The organism is Pontibacter sp. LHS2, from assembly GCF_058932845.1.
Genome location: NZ_JBZYWG010000001.1, coordinates 35,110 through 51,938 on the forward strand (window position 1 = coordinate 35,110; position 16,829 = coordinate 51,938).

Genomic DNA, 16,829 nt, shown 5'->3' on the forward strand with positions numbered 1-16,829 from the left:
CGGTTTGTTATTTCCAAATGGGGACTTACCAATCTGGTTTAGAGGGATCAGACTTACGGGTAGCTTTTTTGGGCAATTGCTGTATGTACTGCTGTTCAGCGCTGCGCATAGCTTCCAGCATCAGGCGGGCCTTCTCGGGGTTAATGTTGTGTTGATGTAGTCGGTTGTTGCGGGTCTGCGCTCTTTGCTCGGCCTCAGAGAGCGGTTCTGCGCTACGGCTTCGCTCCGGTCGGTTCGGGTCGAAGTTGCTTTCCGGGTTCATTCCTTGTGTATCGCCCGGCTCACGGCCGCTTATCTCTGTCTTTTCAGAGGGCTTGCCGTTTTCTTTCCCATTCTGCTCCTGACCTGTTCCGCCTTGTTCCTGCTGCTGTCCCTGATCATCCTGTTGGGGTTTGTCCGCCTCAGCTTCCTGGTCACCTTCGCTGTCAGGATTTTTGCGCGGTTGCTCCACCTGATCCTCTTCTTCCTGGTTCGGCTGCTGAGGTTTAGGCTGGCCTTGAGCGGCTTGCTGATCGGCAGCAAACTCTTCGTCCTCTTCATCAATCTGAGCCAGATCAGGACGGTCCTCCAATAGCTTTTTGATCAGTTCGTAGTTATACCTGGCGGCTTCGTTGCCTGGTTCTACAATCAGTGTTTGGCGGAAGTAAGTGAGGGCCTGTTTGTATTTTTTACTTTGTGCAGAGATGGACCCAAGCTGAAGAAGCGATACAGCCTTGATGTGGCGGGACGCATGGTTAGACAGAAGGGTATACTGTTGCTGTGCTTTTTGCAATTCGCCTAATCGGTAATAGGCGTGCCCCAGGTTGAGCCGTACCTGATCATCCTGCACATCAAGGTCTTCCAGCAAGTACTCATAAGAGGCCACAGCTTCTATGTAGTCTCCTCGTTTATAGGCCGCCGCAGCCAGTTTTGCATGCTCATTCATGAGCGAGACGGTACGTAGTCCCCCCGACAGAAATCCGATCAACAGTATGGCAGCTACAATTGCTTTCATATCCTGATCAGTTTAACGGTAATAAGTATATCGAGCAGTATAAGCAGCAGAGCCAAGGCCAAAGGATAAACATATTTATTGGCGGTAACATCAATAGTTTTGCTTTCGCGCAGCTCACCCTCAATGTTATTGATGGCATTGATAAGGCGGCTCACTTCACTGATGCGGCCATTCACCTCAAAGTACTCACCATCGGTTGCTTCCGCCAATTGCTCGAGTCCCTCCGGGTGCAGACGAGTGAGGACAGGGTTACCCTGCTGGTCTTTCTTAAATGATGAGCCAACCGGTATCTGAGCGCCGTCTGTGGTGCCAATGCCGAGTGCAAAGACCCTGATATTTTGCTCACGTAATCTGTCGGCCCAGTCGGACGTGCGGCCTCCGTAATCTTCACCATCACTTATGAGCACCAGGATGCGGGCTTTTTGTTCACTTGCTTCCGGAGATGCTGCCTGCCCAAATTTCTGAGAGACGAGCTCGAGAACAGGTATAAAGCTAGTGCCTCCATGCGGTAGCAAACCGGTACGAAGGGTTTGTGTGTACAGCGTGAGTGCTTGCTGGTCGTAAGTGAGCGGGCTTTGCAGATAGGCTTCTGAATCGAACACGATCAGGCCGATACGATCGGAGTTGAAGCGGCTGATCAGTCGTATGATATCATGTTTCGCCCGTTCCAGGCGGGAAGGCTGTACATCGTTGGCATCCATGGAAGTCGAAAGGTCCACAGCAATGTAAATATCCTTTCCAATGGTCTTGATCTCTTTTTTCATGGCCCCGAATGAGGGGCCAAGAATAGCGATGATAAGCAGCACGATGTAGGCGTGTCGTAGCACAAACTTTACCCAAACACCGTGAGGACGCTGACCAAAAAAAGCCGACACCTTGCGTACGCGCCATAAATAGCCGATGTACAGCCCCAGAAAGAGGATGCCGAATAGTGTTTCGAGCAGCGTAAGCGTTTGGTACCAGGTCATATTGTGCAGGCTTGGGCAATTGCCCGATGACAAATATAAGAAACGAAAGCCAATGTACAGGGCTCTTGCGTAGCGCTAAAAGCGGATACAGGTATAGGTAGTGATGTCGATGCAGTAATAATGAAGTGAACAGGGGGGATCAGCGTAATTTTTTTTAAAAATTTATCGCTTCGGAAAGCTGAATAGAATCAAGTAGTTAGTTTTCGAAAAAGGAGTTTAGAGGTATGTCAGGCGGGTTTATTTGCTAAAATTTTGGTGAGTGCTATTGTGTGGGCAAATTTAATGTAGTATGTTTGCAATCTCTTCAGCAGGGAGAGACCCGGAGGGGTGGGTGAGTGGCTTAAACCAGCAGTTTGCTAAACTGCCGTACTGGAAACGGTACCGGGGGTTCGAATCCCCCCTCCTCCGCAAGCGAAAAAAATAAATTGAAAAAGTTTTGACAATTTAAATTCTTCGCTTACTTTTGCACCGCGTTCAACATTAACAGCGACATCAAAATCGCTAACCGGAGTTGAAAGCATAGTTCGGGGTGTAGCGTAGCCCGGTATCGCGCCACATTTGGGATGTGGAGGTCGTAGGTTCGAATCCTGCCACCCCGACTTAAAAATTTCGGAAGCAATTCCGAAATTTTTTGTTTAAGGGTAGAGCTAAGCTCTCCTAAGGACGCTGGTCTCGTAGCTCAGCTGGATAGAGCAACTGCCTTCTAAGCAGTAGGTCTTTGGTTCGAATCCAAACGGGATCACTTCAGTATCAAGCACTTATAAGGTAAAACTTGTAAGTGCTTTTTTTATTTGCACACGTTTTGTACAGCGTCAGTTGATGATATTTTGTTCCATCCTGAAAAGAGCTTGATAGAAATGGCCGGCACTCCTAATGCTAGCAACCTAAAGGGATAGTGACCTCAATTTTTCATCTTGAAACAGCTAAAAGATCTGAAAATATCTGTGCTGAAAATATATTCCAGACTTCTGCCAGTGGTTGAAATGTAATACGGAGAATAAATTTGGTAGGCTTGTTACTAACTCATGCGTAGCAAAGGCTTAATTCCCCTTCTTATTTCCTACAGAAACTTCACAGTGATATAGCTGTCCGTATTCCTGCCCTGATCATCCGTACACGATATCTTATACCTGCCAGCCTGTTTGGGCTCAAAGAATACCTTCTCGTTAGCGGCCGTGGACTTCAGAAATTTGTCGTTGATGTACCAGTATACCTGCTTTACCTCGTTGTGGGCGTTGCAGTGCAGCATCAGTTGCTGGCGTTCGGCTTGTTCCAGCAAGTACTCCATACCGGCGGCAGGAGAGGTGATCAGCGGAGCATACTCTTTAAAAATTCGGCTGCAGTTAGGGTTGTGTGCGGGAATCGGTTGGTAAGGGATTTTCTCAGCATCATAAAAAGTAAGCAACTCCGGAGCATGGTTGGGATAGAGCTGTTGTACAAAACCTGTCGGGGGCTGGCAACTGGTACAGTAGCTATACCTATGGTTTTCAGAAACGGCAATGCGTTTCAAGTGGCTGCACTTTTGGGTGGAGGAGATGCCAGGAATAAACGTGTCCAGCACCTGGTTACTGCAGAAACTGTTGGCTGGGCTGCCGCTTTCGGTGCACACCGCCCTTAAACCAATGCCCTTGGGTTGCTGAAACCACCCGTCAGTGGAATTATAATCGATGCTGTTGAAGATGTCGAAGAGCAGGGGAGTAGCCGTGTCAGTGCCGTTGAGTTCGGGTACACCCTCGCCGGAAAAGTTGCCCACCCAGACGCCTATGGTATACTTTCTATTATAGCCAATGCTCCAGGCATCTTTGCGGCCATAGGAAGTGCCGGTTTTCCAGGCGATCTTAGGCAGGTTCGGACTGTTGTGGGCGTTGTGCGGCAGGTCAGGACGTGTAAGCTGTGTCAGGATCTGGTTGACCATATAGGCCGATCCCGGCGATAACAGCTGCGTTTCCTGTTCTATTGAGTCCTGTTGCAGCCACTGGATAGGGCTATACCTCCCTTGGTTGGCAAAAGCGGCGTACAGTGCAGTCAGTTCCTCCAGCTTTACATCGCATCCACCCAAAATCAAAGACAAACCAAGTTGGTTGCCCATGCGCTTCATCTCCGAAAATTCCGCCTGCTTCAATTTCTGTACAAAGGTATGTACGCCTAGCTGGTCGAGCACTTTCACAGCGGGCACATTGAGCGAGGTTGCCAGTGCGTGTTCTATGGTGACGTTGCCGTTGTAGTTGCCGAAGTAATTTTGCGGTCGATAACCAGCATAATCCACAGGTACATCGGTAACCACGGTTTTAGGGGTGAGCAGGCCTTTGTCGAAAGCGGCGGCATAGAGGAATGGCTTTAAGGTGCTGCCTGGCGAGCGAACCGCCCGCACGCCGTCTACTTGCCCATGGTGTGCAAAGTCATTGAAATCGGCAGAACCCAGGTAGGCCTCTACGGCTCTGGTTTGGTTGTTGATTACCAGCACCGCCGCATTGTGGATGTTTTTGTAGCGCAGCCGCTGCATGTAGTTATAGGCCAGTTGCTCCACTTTTTCCTGCACCTGCCGGTTAAGGGTTGTTTTGATGATCGGCTGGTCTTTGTATCTGCGGAACATGCGGTAAGCGAAGTGCGGCGCCACCTTGGGGGCATCCTGCCTGCGGGCCTCCAGCGGTTCTAGCATGGCATCCTCAATCTCTGCGGCCGGAAAAGCCTGTTGTTCCTGGTAGTATTTCAGCCACTTATTCCGAAAGGCTACAATCCGTTCATTCTGTTCCCCAATGCGCAGTGAAGAAGGTTTGTTAGGTATAACCGTCAGCGTGACCGCCTGCGCCAGACTCAACTGTTTGGGAGATTGATGAAAGTATAAAACAGAAGCCGCCTTTACACCTTCTATATTCCCACCAAAAGGTACCAGGTTCAGGTATAGCTGCAGGATCTCGTCTTTGCTGTAACGCCATTCCAATTGCAGTGCCCGGAACATTTCATAAGCCTTGTTGGCATAGGTGCGCTGCTGCGGGTATAGCAACCGGGCCACCTGCATGGTAATGGTAGAGGCACCGGAGGTTTTTCGGTCACTGATAATGTTGTAGGCTATGGCTCTGGAAATGGCAAATGGGTTGACCCCGGGGTGATAGTAAAAATACTTGTCCTCCTTTAGCAGTACCGTTTTTTTAAGGACAGGATTTATCTCGTCCGGCTCCAGCTGCATCCGCCACTTATCGTCACGACTCAGAAAAGCATTGATCACGCTGCCATCGGAAGCGGTGATCACAGTAGAGTAGGAGATGTTTACTTTTAGTGGGTAGAGGTGGTTGAGGATGGTAAAGGTGATGCAATGAAGAAGCGCAAAGTATAGCGTATACCTGAGCCAGGGCTTGCTAAAAATTAGCAGCCGATGGCTTAGATGATACTTTGGTTCTTGTGTTTGCATTTGTTTAAGGTATTATCTTTCATATAGTTGTCATCCCCTGCCCCCTTCAAAGGGGGACTTTTCTCTATTATAGTTCCCCCTTTTGTAAGGGGAAGGGGTGGGTTTTATCTCTGTAGCTTCCGCTTAACCTCCCTTCTACCAAGTTCCTTTCAGGATGACAAATACAGGTTGTTGGACCAAAGTCCCCCTTTGAAGGGGGCAGGGGGATGACTTACGTATGCTGAAAATGAACTCTTCCTTCTCAAACTTTCTAACTCCCAAACTTTCTAACTTCTTTACCTTACTTTCACAACCCCACCTCCCGAATAACTATGATACTCTGCATTGTACATGGCATCTGCTCCGATCGGGCCTAACTGGAAATCACCTTTCGAGACCGCACGCACCTGGTAGAAGAAGTATTGCTGGGCTGGTTTAGCGGTGGCGTATAGGTTTATCCTATCGTCACGGATGTCAATATGATCCGGCGTGGCGGGTTTTTGGGCTTCTATCCAACCGAACTCACGGGCTGTCATCAGGCGAGGGTTTTCTATCTCGAAGCCGGCCGGCAGCATGTCGGTAATGGCTACATTCGGTATGCTCCTGCCGTCCAGCGACTCCAGTTCTACCCGCACTATCACTAGGTCATTTTGTTTAAAAGTGTTGTTCGTAATCTCGTTGCCATTCCGGTCGAAGAAGGCTTTGCGGACCTTCAGGTAATTGTCTTCCTTTTTGATGTCGCCGCTCTGGCTGATACCTTCGAGCTCCCAGAAATAGTACAGGCTACCTGTTCCTTTGCCGCGCAGGCTGATCGGACCGCTGCCAACTGAATTCGTTAGCGTTAGGTCGTTGCCGGTAAAGGTGCCGATCACTTTGCCGTTCTGGTATACCTGTGCCGTTTGGTTGCCCTGGTTCCTACTTGTTAGCTTACCTAAAGCCATCAAGGCAAAAGCACGTTCCTGGGTATTGTACCAGCGCTTAGAGCGCAGTTCATCCGATAAATGACGAGCCAATGTACCGATCTGCGGGTTATCCGGATCAGCCTCTATCAAACTGTTCAGCGAGATCGCCATGTCGCGGATCGGGGAGTAGAAGCTGCCGCCCAAAGCTCGTACCGAGGTTTCGCCGGAGAAGGAGCGAGGCAGGATCTGGTTAAAGCTTTCGCGACTTCCGTTCAGGGCATAGGTGCTAGCCAGCAGGTAGCGGGCGTCGATCGACAGCAGTTCCGGTTTGGCTTTGTAGTAATTCATGGTAGACCAGTCCACTTTGCCGGCTATACTGAGCACGTACAGCGAGTAAGTGGTTTCACGGGCGGCGATGTACTTGCTTTGCACCTGGCGGCTGGCATCGTAGTAACGGTACTCTTCCATGGCCTTGCCCTTTACCTTTTGCTGCAGGTAGCTGACGGCTTTGTCCAGCACCTGTTGCGTTACGGGGAATCCGGCTTTCTTCGCTTCCAGCAGAAAGTGCGTGGCATAGGTGCTGCTCCACCAGTCAGTGTAGGTAGCGCCGGGCCAGTAGGTAAAGCCGCCGTCGTACTGCTGCATCAACTCGATTTTAGTGATGGCCTCCTGTACCAGGTAGTTCGGGTTAAAGGTACGGCTCTTCTGGTCCTGGTTCAGGGAACGGGCCAGATCGGTGTAGTAGAGCAGTGGGAAGGCTGTAGAAGTAGTCTGCTCCAGACAACCATGCGGGTAACGCAGCAGGAAGGTAATATCATCGGTGAACTGTGCCAGCGGCGAGCGGCTCACCACCAGCTTAGCCGATACCGACGAAGGTATAAAATCATTGGCCAGTTTGATGTCGGCGTTGGCGCCGTCTTTTACACTTCCGGCTTCGGTTACTTTGGTCAGCGGGGCAATGGGGCGAACGGTGATGTCGGTGTTGCTGGCGAAAGACTCATTCAGCGCATTTACCACCACTTTTACTGTTGCTTGCCCAATGGCAGGCATAGCCACTACTTTATAAGTCACCTGAGCCTCAGCATTCGGGTTTATACCTGTTGACTTCCTGGTTTCGCCGACCACACGCAGCGGACCTGTAACCGAAATAGTGCTGGCTGCCGTGGTTTTCGTCGTAGTGGTATTGCTGAGCGTTACCGGTACAAATATGGTGTCACGCGGGCTTACAAAACGAGGAAGCGCCGTGCTGATCACCACCGGATCAGAAACACGCATCATCTTTTCAGACGAGCCGAAGGCATTGTCCTTGTAAGCCACGGCCATGATGCGTACTGCTCCCGAAAACTCCGGTATACGCACCCGCACCGTGGCCTCACCGTTGCTGTTTGCTTTTAGCTGTCCGCTCCACAGCGAGACCAGCTTAACCCGTTTGTTGGTAAGCGGATTGATGCGTTTGGCCAGGTCATACCCGTCACCGCCAACGCTGGAACGAGCACCCAACTCAGGGAATAAGTAGGGGTATAGGTCGTAGCCGGTCACCTCCAACGCTCGCTTCTGGTAGAAAAAGCCATGCGGGTCGGGTGTCTGGTAATCCTTTATCTGCAGGATGCCTTCATCCACCACAGCCAGGGTTAGCTGCGCGTTAGGAGCAGTCTTTACTTTCACCTCCTGCACCCTGCTTGACCGGGACGCTTCCGGGGCCAGTATGGCGACATCCAGTTTTGTGCTCTTTTTGGTAACCGATAAGGGCTTAAAGCCACGGGCAATGGTTAGCGGCATCTGGCTGTCTTTTACCTGCCGCAGCGCGATGGCGGTGATGTAGGCTGTTGGCAGATGCTCGTCTTTGATCGGCAGGGTAAGCGATGCCGCCTTTTTGTCGGTTTTGAGGTAGTAGTAGCTCAGTACTTTGTTCTGCTCAACCGTGACCAGAATTTTGCCTGCAAACGGCGATTTGAACAGGATTTTAGCCTGGTCGCCAACTTCATACTGCGACTTGTCCAGCGAGATGTCCACTTCGCCTTCGGTATTCACGGCAAATGAAGTGCTTTCAGTGTCACCCCAACCATAGGCATAGAATTCCTGCGCCACGTAATTGTAGGCGCCGGGTCGCATTACACGAATTTCATACTGGCCAGAAGAAACAGGTGTAAAGTTAAACGTGGCGCCGCTGGCAGGTATGGTCATGTTTTGGCTGATGATCACGTTTTCTTTGCGCTGCGACTTATAGTTATACTCATCGCTGTAGCGCTCAATCACCGACTCGTAGGTATAGCGTACCAGTTGCACTTTGGCAGTAGTCGAAATAGGTGCTCCATTTCGGTCCAGGGCGATAAGCGGTATGTTCATAGCGCGGCGGGTACTCACGTAATCATCAAAATCCCGTATACCGAAGAAGGCCCGCTGCGTACTCACATCAAACTTGCTGAGGCGGTTTACCGGCCGGCCTGTCTCGTCAAAAACCGTGGTATAAAGCGACCCATCCAGTAAACCGATATCCTGAAAATTCTCTAACTCAAATACTTCCTGCGCTTTGCCCTGTGCATCTGTCTGGCCCTGGCGGGTGCTGGTCTGGATGTTTACGGAACCGGAAGTACGGATGTCAAAGGTATAATCGGGATAGCGTTTGGCTTCGAAGGCTTTCTTCTTCAGGCTGAGTTGCGTTTCGTAGTTGCGATTGGCTGCTGGCGGCCCAAACAGGTTTTGCGCCGTTAGGTTAAGTGTGAGTTTCTCGCCGGAGTTGTAAGTGCTTTTGTTGAGCACAGCTGTCACCTTCAAGCGGTCCGGCATAAACTCTTCTACACCTATTTTCTTCGAATTGAGCAGCACATCGTTGCCGGAGTATACTTCCAGGGTATATGTGCCTGTCACGGCAGCGCCATTCAGTATAAAACTGGTTTCGCTGGCGCCCTGGCTGTTCAGTTTGCCTTTGGTGCTGCGGTACTCTTTGCCATTGGGCAGCAGCAATTTTACTTTGATGGGCAGGCTTGCCACCGTTTTCCAATCCGGGGTTCGGACGATGGTGTTGACATGTATGGTGTCGCCGGGGCGATAGAGGTCGCGGTCGCCATAGATAAAGGCATCATAGTTCAGGTCGGTCAGGCGTTTGCCACCGACATCAAAACGGGAGGTGTTGACCTGCGTCTGGCTGTAAGGCATGTAGTTAAAGTCGTCGCCTTTGCGGGCTGTGATCATACCCATCTTAAAGTCCGGGGCAGTAGTGCTGATGTTGCTGAACCGGGCTACACCATCTTTATCGGTCGTAGCTTTGTGCACCACCTGGTTATTCGTGCTGATAAAGCGGATCTCGACCCCGTCCAGCGTGTTCGCATCGCGTATGGAGTTGGCAAAAACCACCACTTCATCCTTGCCCTGCTTAGCGATCAAGCCGATATCCGAAACTGATACGATCTTGGAATCCTTCAGCCAGTTTTTGTCAGTGCTTGCCACTGTGATCACATACAGGCCTTTGAACTGGCTGTCGAAGTCGAGATCGTGCAGGTTGAGGTTGAGCAGGTGGGCATTGCCTTGTTTGCGCAGGCTTTCGGTATTGTATTCGCGCTCAAACAAAGTATTGCCGTTGTTTTCATTTACATCAAAGTAAGAACTGGAGTAATATTCTTCTGTCTCTTCGTCGTAGTAACCATCGTACATTTTGCCCTCGCGGAGGTAGTGCAGAATGTTGTTTTCGTATACCTTACTGATGCTCACCTTAATGCGCGGAACGCCGCTCAGGTTAAGGGCAATGTTGCGGGCCCCCTGGCTGCTGAGGTAGATGCTTTTAGCATTGGCAAAGCTGATGCCTGGCTGTGCAGCAGCAAAGGTGACGCTATGCCGGTAAGGCTGTCCCATCTGTTTTCCTGCCATACCTGCCAGGTCGCCGGAGAGTGTCAAGGTATAGGTACTGTTCTGATTGAAATTACCTTTCAGGACCAAGCCGTTTTGCAGACGCTCTACGGTGTACTCTCGTCGAGGACTTATGGTGATCAGTTCGCCGAGACTGCTGTTAGTAACAGGTTGCGTGGTGAAGATATAAATGCGTTCCTGACCTTCTTCCAAAGCCGTGGTTACTTCCGATACCATCATGCGCTGGCGACTTGGCAATAGGACATCACGCTCTATGGTATGGTCGGTTTGGTTGGTACTGCCGGCCACACGCAGCCCTTTGACAATGTGCAGCCGCAGTGGAATCTCTTTGTCAGTCTGCCCTGCCACATTTTTTACCCGAATGGTGATGTTGTCGCGGTTACCGCTGGCCAGTTCTACAGGCAGTTCTTTGGTACCGGCATAGACCTTTAAATGCTCCCGCAACTCCTGGAAAAGCACCGGGTAGTTAAAGTCAAGTTGTAGACTAGCCTCCAACTGGTTTGGTGCGTTCTGGTTTGCCACCCAATAACTTTTAACCTGCTGCAGCCTGAGGTAGGGAGTATGAAAAGCAAATCCTTGCCCTGCTGGGAGCTTATACTTTTTAGCGGAGTGCCTGAGTAGGTTTTCGGTTAACTCAGCCTTGTAGTCCGTAGTGGGTGCAAATGGTTTATCAGGCGAGAAAACCAGCTCGTTTGGAGCTGTCCATTTATATTTGCCGGCTACCTTTGGCGTGATGGTCAGGTATGGAATCGTGTCCCATTGGTTGAGCAGCGAATCACCCACCAGGTCTTTGTCGAACTTGAACGACAGGTTCTGCTCCCTGGCGATTTCCTGGTCAAAGTTCTTGCTTTCCAACTTCAGTTCGTCGCTATTGCTACGGCAGCTGAAAAAGCAGAGTATACTCAGCAACAGACTATACCTGATTAGGTGTTGCAACGGTGCCGGGTGAAGTTGTTTTAGTTTCATAGTATGGAAAGGTGAAAGCAAATAACCAGCAATTTGTGAATGACCATGTTATAGGTTAGTATTTTATTTGTCTCTAGCCCATAAGTGGCTATAGACCGCTTCTAACTTCCAGGTATAAGCATGCTTGATTTACACTGACAATATAGTGATTTCCTGTATCACCTATACCTTAAAAGCCATCTATAAAGGTGCAATCCCTGAGGGTAGACTCTTAGGTATGGGTTTAAGATTATGGTGTTGAGTTTGACAGAGAAATATTGCAGCGAGTGTTTAAAAAGTATGCCAATAGAATTCTACTGAACTGTTGTGGTATTTTGGTATATTAGCTGAGGGAAATATGAAGGGTTAGGAGTAAGGATAAAAAGTTCCAGAGATGCTTTGTGGTTGCTTTGAATAGCTACCAGTACCCTTTTACATAGTGCCAATTACCGTATGTTCACGTTTTCGAGGTAGTTACGGGAAATAAAGAACTATAAGAGGGCAATATTTTTTTATAGATTATAGTAACTTTTAAGTTACATTTACTGTTGAAAATACAGCAGATGGAGAAAATCAGAAAAATCATTGCTTACAAAAACTACTTTGAAGATTTCTTGAAAGAGCAGCCTGTTAAGGTGCAGGACAAGATATTCAAGATTTTGGAAGCGATAGAAACACTTGAGCGAGTGCCTCAGAATTACCTGAAGCACTTGACAGGCACAGACGGACTATATGAAGCACGTGTACAACTTGCTTCGAACATTTGGCGGGTGTTCTGTTTTTTCGACGAAGGCAAGCTGGTCATCTTGCTTAACGGCTTTCAGAAGAAAACACAAAAGACACCAAAGAAAGAAATCGATAAGGCACTACAATTAATGGCTGAATATTATGAAGGGAAAAGATAAAGAAAGAGAAGTTAGTTCTTGGGCGGACATCAAGAACAGAGTGTACGGAGTAAAAGGCACAGAGAGACGTGATAACCTTGACAGGGAGTTCGAGTCTTTTAAAATCGGACTTGAATTGAAAAAGGCGCGTGAAGCTCGACATCTTACCCAGCAGGAGTTAGGGGAAATCATTGACAAGAAAAGAACTTATATATCCAGAGTTGAAAATGACGGGAGTAATCTGACACTCAAAACCTTATTTGATATTGTTGAAAAAGGGTTGGGCGGAAAAGTTAAAATCTCGATTGAGCTTTAAAAGAAGAATTACTAGCCCGTAACCCGGTGCAGCCGTAACCCTTTGCTATGCTAAGGGCTTCGGCTGCACCAATCCGTTCAGATCTAAAGAACCTCTAATATTGAAAACCTCACAACTAGCCAATAGCTACGACAAGATTGCTGCGCAGTGGGACGCCGATATGTTCGGATCTGACTACGGTGTCTCTTTGATCGATAGGGCTATACTGTACTGTGCTGAGAAGAAACAGGCACTGGACGTAGGATGCGGGAGTGGAGGGCGCATTATAAACAGGATTTTAGAAAGCGGATTTGAGCTAACCGCCATCGATATTTCAGAAGGCATGCTACAACTGGCTAAGAAAAATCATCCGAACATAGAATTTGAACAAGCCGATATCGTCAATTGGGAAACAGAAGCCAGGTTTGATCTGATAGTTGCATGGGATAGCATTTTTCATTTGCCTTTGGAGTCACAGAAACCGGTAGTCGAGAAGCTTTGCCATTTCTTAAACCCGCAAGGTATCCTGGTATACACGTTAGGTGACGCAGAAGGGGCACATGAAGATAGTTGGCTTGGCCAAAAGTTTGGATACAGCTCTATTGGAATAGACGGGAATCTGAAGATAATTAGCGAAAGTAACTGTCAATGCAGGCATTTGGAACTGGACCAGTACCCGCAACGGCACGTAACTGTTATAGTAAGAAAGAACAGTTGATCACAAGAAAGGGAAAGGCAATGAAGTCAAACAATAGCGAGGGCGAACCAACATAGGCCGTCAACGAGCCGGGTTCGCAGCCATACTACCATGGCACCAAGGCTACCCTAAAGCAAGGCGACCTGATTGAGCCTGGCTATAGCTCAAATTACGGTATGCGCAAAAAGGCTTCCTATGTTTATCTGACTGCGACCCTGGATGCTGCTGTTTGGGGCGCTGAGCTAGCCTTAGGCGAAGGTGCCGGCAGGATTTACATCGTGGAGCCAACCGGCCCGATCGAAGACGATCCTAATCTGACAGACAAGAAGTTTCCCGGCAATCCAACAAAGTCTTACCGCACCAAGCATGCTCTTCGGGTCACAGGTGAAGTGAAAGAGTGGCAGGGACACGCACCAGAGCAGCTCCAGGCTATGAAGGACCACTTGGCAAAACTGAAGGAAGTGGGCATCGAGGCGATTGAGGATTAAATTTACAGGGCTTTTGCCGCCTGATATTAGCTGCTGTCAGAATTTGTTTTTCAAGAATTCACTTTAAACTAAAATTTCCTTCCTGTCATTTCTGCTTTATTAGCTATCTTCAACTTTTGCCAGGTATAGTAGCCATACACCCGCCTCAGCTTAATCTACTCAAGTAATGTATAGGTTCTGCGGTAGAGCAGATCAAGGGCACAGTTGTGCTTCCTAAACGGCACAGCTCGTGAAGCAGTATGGTTGATAAACGCTTGTGCTATACCTGACAACCTGTTAAAATACCGATTAACCGAATATTTGATCATGAAAGGCGAGTCCTTGCATATACCGGAAGACCTTATCTCTAAGTTAAAAGAGTTAATACCGAGTGCATTTACGGAAGACAAATTGGACTTAGCTTATCTACGTGATTTGCTGGTCGATCAGGTACACAAGGAGCCGGAGCGATACCAACTGTCATGGACCGGAAAAGCAGATGCTTACCAACAACTTGAGGAGCCTATATCCGACACGCTTATACCTGTACGGGAGGCGTCTGTGAACTGGGAGCATACTCAGCATGTGTTTATTGAGGGAGATAACCTGAAGGTGCTGAAAGCGCTTCAAAAGGCATATGCCGGTAAAGTAAAAGGTATCTATATTGACCCGCCCTACAATACTGGTTCAGAGAAGTTCATCTACGCCGATAATTTTTCAAAGAAGACGGGGCGCTCTCAAACTGACCGCAAGCAGAATGGCCATTCCAATTGGCTCAGCATGATGCTGACAAGGCTGATCCTCGCCAGGACGCTTCTTCGTGAAGACGGGATTATATTCGTGAGCATCGATGACAACGAACTGGCTAACCTGAAGCTGGTGATGGATGAGGTGTTCGGGGAAGATAACTTTATCGATTACTTTTCCTGGGCCAAGTCTGAAACACCGGCCAACCTCTCCAAAAAGAGTAAAAAAGTAGTGGAGTATGTGCTCTGCTACCAGAAAAATAAGAACAACGAGAAATTTAAGGGTATCCAGAAGAACAGCACTAGTTCCAATGGGCTGCTCAACCAAACCAATAAACCAGGTACCCTGACGTTCCCGGCTGGTATAGTGACCACCAGTATAAAGGATGGCCTGCTCCCAAAAGGGAGCTATGGGACGGACAGTTATGTCATTGAACTGCTGGCTGACACTGAGGTGAAAGCTGGTCTGTTTGTAAAGCCTGTCGTGCTGAAGGCAAAGTTCAAGTGGTCACAGCCTAAGCTGGACGACGAGATAAGCAAGGGTACAAGAATCAGTATCCCTACAATCAAACTTAGCCCTTCGTACGAAAAGCTGGTATATGACAAAGAGGTGCCGCCGAACCTGATCAACTCTAAAGTCGGCGTGGGTACCAACGAAAATGCCAGTGCCCAACTGGAAGCCTTGTTTGGGGCGAAAGTTTTCGATTTCCCGAAACCACCCAGCCTGATCAAGTACCTGCTGGGCTTCTCAGACGATCCGGATGGCATTTTTATGGACTTTTTTGCCGGTTCAGGTGCCACTGCCCAGGCCATACTGGAAATGAACCAGCAGGATGGCGGCAACAGAAAGTACATCTGCGTGCAGCTCGACGAGCAGATCACCCCAACAACCAAAGCTTATCAGCAGGGATTCAGAACCATATCTGAAATCACAAGAAAGCGCCTACTCTTATTACATAATAAAGCAGAGGAGGGGGCAAGGAATACCGATACAGGTTTCAGGTATTTTAAACTAGCGCCCTCTGGCTTTCCTGTAAGAAGAGATGGGCTCCAGACGGAAAAGGATCCCACAAAGCAGCTCACGCTTTTCCAGCGGGTCAAGACCGATGAGGGCCAGCAGGAGCGTAAATTATGGGAACTGCTTCTCAGGTCAGGTATACCGTTGACTGCTGCTATAAACGAAGTGCCTGTAGGTGATACCGTGCTATACGAAGTAGTGCAGGAAGGGCTCCTGTTTGGGCTGGATACGATCAACGAAGAGGTGCTTCGGAAAGCGATAGAACTGAAACCCACTGCTTTCATCTGTCCGGATACACTTTTCCAACTAAACGAAATAGATAAGACTAATTTACAACTAACCTTGCAGGACATCGGTATTGATTTTAAATCAATCTGATGAAAAGCAATGCTAGTGCAACACTTTGATTTTGACGCATACCTTGAGATAGCCAGGCGGTGTGCGGCAGCCATGGTAGGCAACGGCCTCTACTCCCGGTTTGGTCTTTCAGTTAATGAGCGCCTCGAGAAGGCCGTGCTGGGTTGTATGGGGGAATACGCTTTTGAACATTGGCTAAAGTCTCTGGGCTATACCTATGAGGTCGATCGGGCGGGTTTTGAGAATAGAAATTCGGATGCATTTGATTTCCTGATAGGCGACAGTAAAATAGATGTGAAAGTCGCGAAGAAGTCAACGGCACGTCCACCGCATGACAACTGGACATACGGTTACCCGCAGGAGCAGAAGCCGGCCTCCAAAGATTATGTAATCGTGGGGTGGGTGGACTTTGCTCAAAAGCAGGTGGGGTTTTACGGCTGGATTGCTGGTAGTGACATCAGCAAGCTGCCGGTGGTGACGAAGAACACCTTCGCCGGCTACAGCTACCGAACGCCCAACCACGAGTTCAAATGGGGTGCCTTGAATAAAAATTTTGAACGTTTCTTTCAGAATATTCTGCTCCGAAAGGAAGCATAAAGCTGATCGTATCTACCTAATCGTCGTCATTACATTGCCATACTGACTTCTTTGAAATTATACTATATTTGCGCCCCGCCTCAACAGGCGAGCAGTGTTTTCCGTTAGCATATACCTGCAAGTAGTACGCGAACACCCTTAAAGCCTGAATTGAACATGACAACTGATACCATCGATAAAGCTGCACTTTTCTCTGAAGTAGAGCAGCAACTCAAACAGCAAAAATTTAACATCAGCAGCCAGGACCAGGACCGTCCGTGGGGCGGCTTCTTTGTGATTGACGAAACGCAGGCACAGGACTTCGCCAATGCTTATTTTGATAGCATGCCAGTTGATCAGCTAAAGATATCTGGTAAACTGAGCCCTAAAATATTGCTGGTGGCACCGAACAAAAGACTGAGCTGGCAGTACCACCATCGTCGCGCCGAAATCTGGAAAGTAGTGAAAGGAACAGTCGGAGTCGTGACCAGCGACACCGACGAAGAAGGAGAAGTGAAAGTGCTGCGCCCCGGCGATCTGATCACGCTGCGCCAGGGAGAGCGCCATCGCCTGGTAGGGCTTAATGAGTGGGGTGTGCTGGCCGAGATCTGGCAACATACAGATGCTAACAACCCATCCAACGAAGATGACATTGTGCGAGTGCAGGACGACTTCGGAAGATAAAATTGAAAATTGACAGGTATAAAAACGGCCGCTATAAACTAATT

General features: G+C 48.8%; 10 protein-coding genes, 3 tRNA genes and 1 pseudogene. 10 read left to right on the forward strand and 4 right to left on the reverse strand.

Annotated elements, in window-relative coordinates:
- Nucleotides 1–25: 25 nt before the first annotated feature.
- Nucleotides 26–994 (reverse strand): aerotolerance protein, encoded by a 969-nt coding sequence (locus tag AC5FX6_RS00135; protein WP_493595000.1) that lies wholly within the window; start codon nucleotides 992–994, stop codon nucleotides 26–28.
- Complete coding sequence (locus AC5FX6_RS00140) at nucleotides 991–1,962, reverse strand: VWA domain-containing protein (RefSeq protein ID WP_493595001.1); 972 nt, start codon at nucleotides 1,960–1,962, stop codon at nucleotides 991–993. The genes AC5FX6_RS00135 and AC5FX6_RS00140 overlap by 4 nt, the downstream gene beginning before the upstream one ends.
- Before the next feature lie 321 nt (nucleotides 1,963–2,283).
- On the opposite strand from AC5FX6_RS00140, the gene AC5FX6_RS00145 reads away from it, so the two are divergent.
- The 3 genes from AC5FX6_RS00145 to AC5FX6_RS00155 all read left to right on the forward strand — a co-directional run bounded on the left by AC5FX6_RS00145 (nucleotide 2,284) and on the right by AC5FX6_RS00155 (nucleotide 2,704).
- Nucleotides 2,284–2,370, forward strand: a tRNA-Ser gene (locus tag AC5FX6_RS00145).
- A gap of 117 nt (nucleotides 2,371–2,487) precedes the next feature.
- Nucleotides 2,488–2,561, forward strand: a tRNA-Pro gene (locus tag AC5FX6_RS00150).
- 69 nt (nucleotides 2,562–2,630) lie between these two features.
- Nucleotides 2,631–2,704, forward strand: a tRNA-Arg gene (locus AC5FX6_RS00155).
- Nucleotides 2,705–3,022: 318 nt separating this feature from the next.
- Here AC5FX6_RS00155 and pbpC read toward each other — a convergent pair.
- Nucleotides 3,023–5,371: a penicillin-binding protein 1C gene (gene pbpC / locus AC5FX6_RS00160; protein ID WP_493595002.1), complete on the reverse strand. Its 2,349-nt coding sequence runs from the start codon at nucleotides 5,369–5,371 to the stop codon at nucleotides 3,023–3,025.
- A 275-nt stretch (nucleotides 5,372–5,646) separates the two neighbouring features.
- Nucleotides 5,647–11,082 carry an alpha-2-macroglobulin family protein gene (locus tag AC5FX6_RS00165; protein WP_493595003.1) on the reverse strand — a complete coding sequence of 1,812 codons (5,436 nt, stop codon included), beginning with the start codon at nucleotides 11,080–11,082 and terminating at the stop codon, nucleotides 5,647–5,649.
- 542 nt (nucleotides 11,083–11,624) lie between these two features.
- Here AC5FX6_RS00165 and AC5FX6_RS00170 point away from each other — a divergent pair.
- The 7 genes and pseudogenes from AC5FX6_RS00170 to AC5FX6_RS00200 all read left to right on the forward strand — a co-directional run bounded on the left by AC5FX6_RS00170 (nucleotide 11,625) and on the right by AC5FX6_RS00200 (nucleotide 16,785).
- Complete coding sequence (locus tag AC5FX6_RS00170; protein WP_493595004.1) at nucleotides 11,625–11,966, forward strand: type II toxin-antitoxin system RelE/ParE family toxin; 342 nt, start codon at nucleotides 11,625–11,627, stop codon at nucleotides 11,964–11,966.
- Nucleotides 11,950–12,261, forward strand: a complete 312-nt coding sequence (locus tag AC5FX6_RS00175) for a helix-turn-helix domain-containing protein (RefSeq protein WP_116545156.1) — start codon at nucleotides 11,950–11,952, stop codon at nucleotides 12,259–12,261. The genes AC5FX6_RS00170 and AC5FX6_RS00175 overlap by 17 nt, the downstream gene beginning before the upstream one ends.
- Nucleotides 12,262–12,361: 100 nt before the next feature.
- Entirely contained in the window at nucleotides 12,362–12,958 is a 597-nt protein-coding gene (locus AC5FX6_RS00180; protein WP_493595005.1) for a class I SAM-dependent methyltransferase, read from the forward strand.
- Nucleotides 12,959–13,038: 80 nt separating this feature from the next.
- Nucleotides 13,039–13,425: pseudogene (gene arr / locus AC5FX6_RS00185) on the forward strand (NAD(+)--rifampin ADP-ribosyltransferase); the annotation flags it as partial.
- A gap of 306 nt (nucleotides 13,426–13,731) precedes the next feature.
- On the forward strand, nucleotides 13,732–15,546 hold the full coding sequence (locus tag AC5FX6_RS00190) for a site-specific DNA-methyltransferase (RefSeq protein ID WP_493595006.1): 1,815 nt from the start codon (nucleotides 13,732–13,734) through the stop codon (nucleotides 15,544–15,546).
- A gap of 9 nt (nucleotides 15,547–15,555) precedes the next feature.
- On the forward strand, nucleotides 15,556–16,122 hold the full coding sequence (locus tag AC5FX6_RS00195) for a hypothetical protein (RefSeq protein ID WP_493595007.1): 567 nt from the start codon (nucleotides 15,556–15,558) through the stop codon (nucleotides 16,120–16,122).
- 156 nt (nucleotides 16,123–16,278) lie between these two features.
- Nucleotides 16,279–16,785 (forward strand): cupin domain-containing protein, encoded by a 507-nt coding sequence (locus tag AC5FX6_RS00200; protein WP_493595008.1) that lies wholly within the window; start codon nucleotides 16,279–16,281, stop codon nucleotides 16,783–16,785.
- Nucleotides 16,786–16,829: the final 44 nt, after the last annotated feature.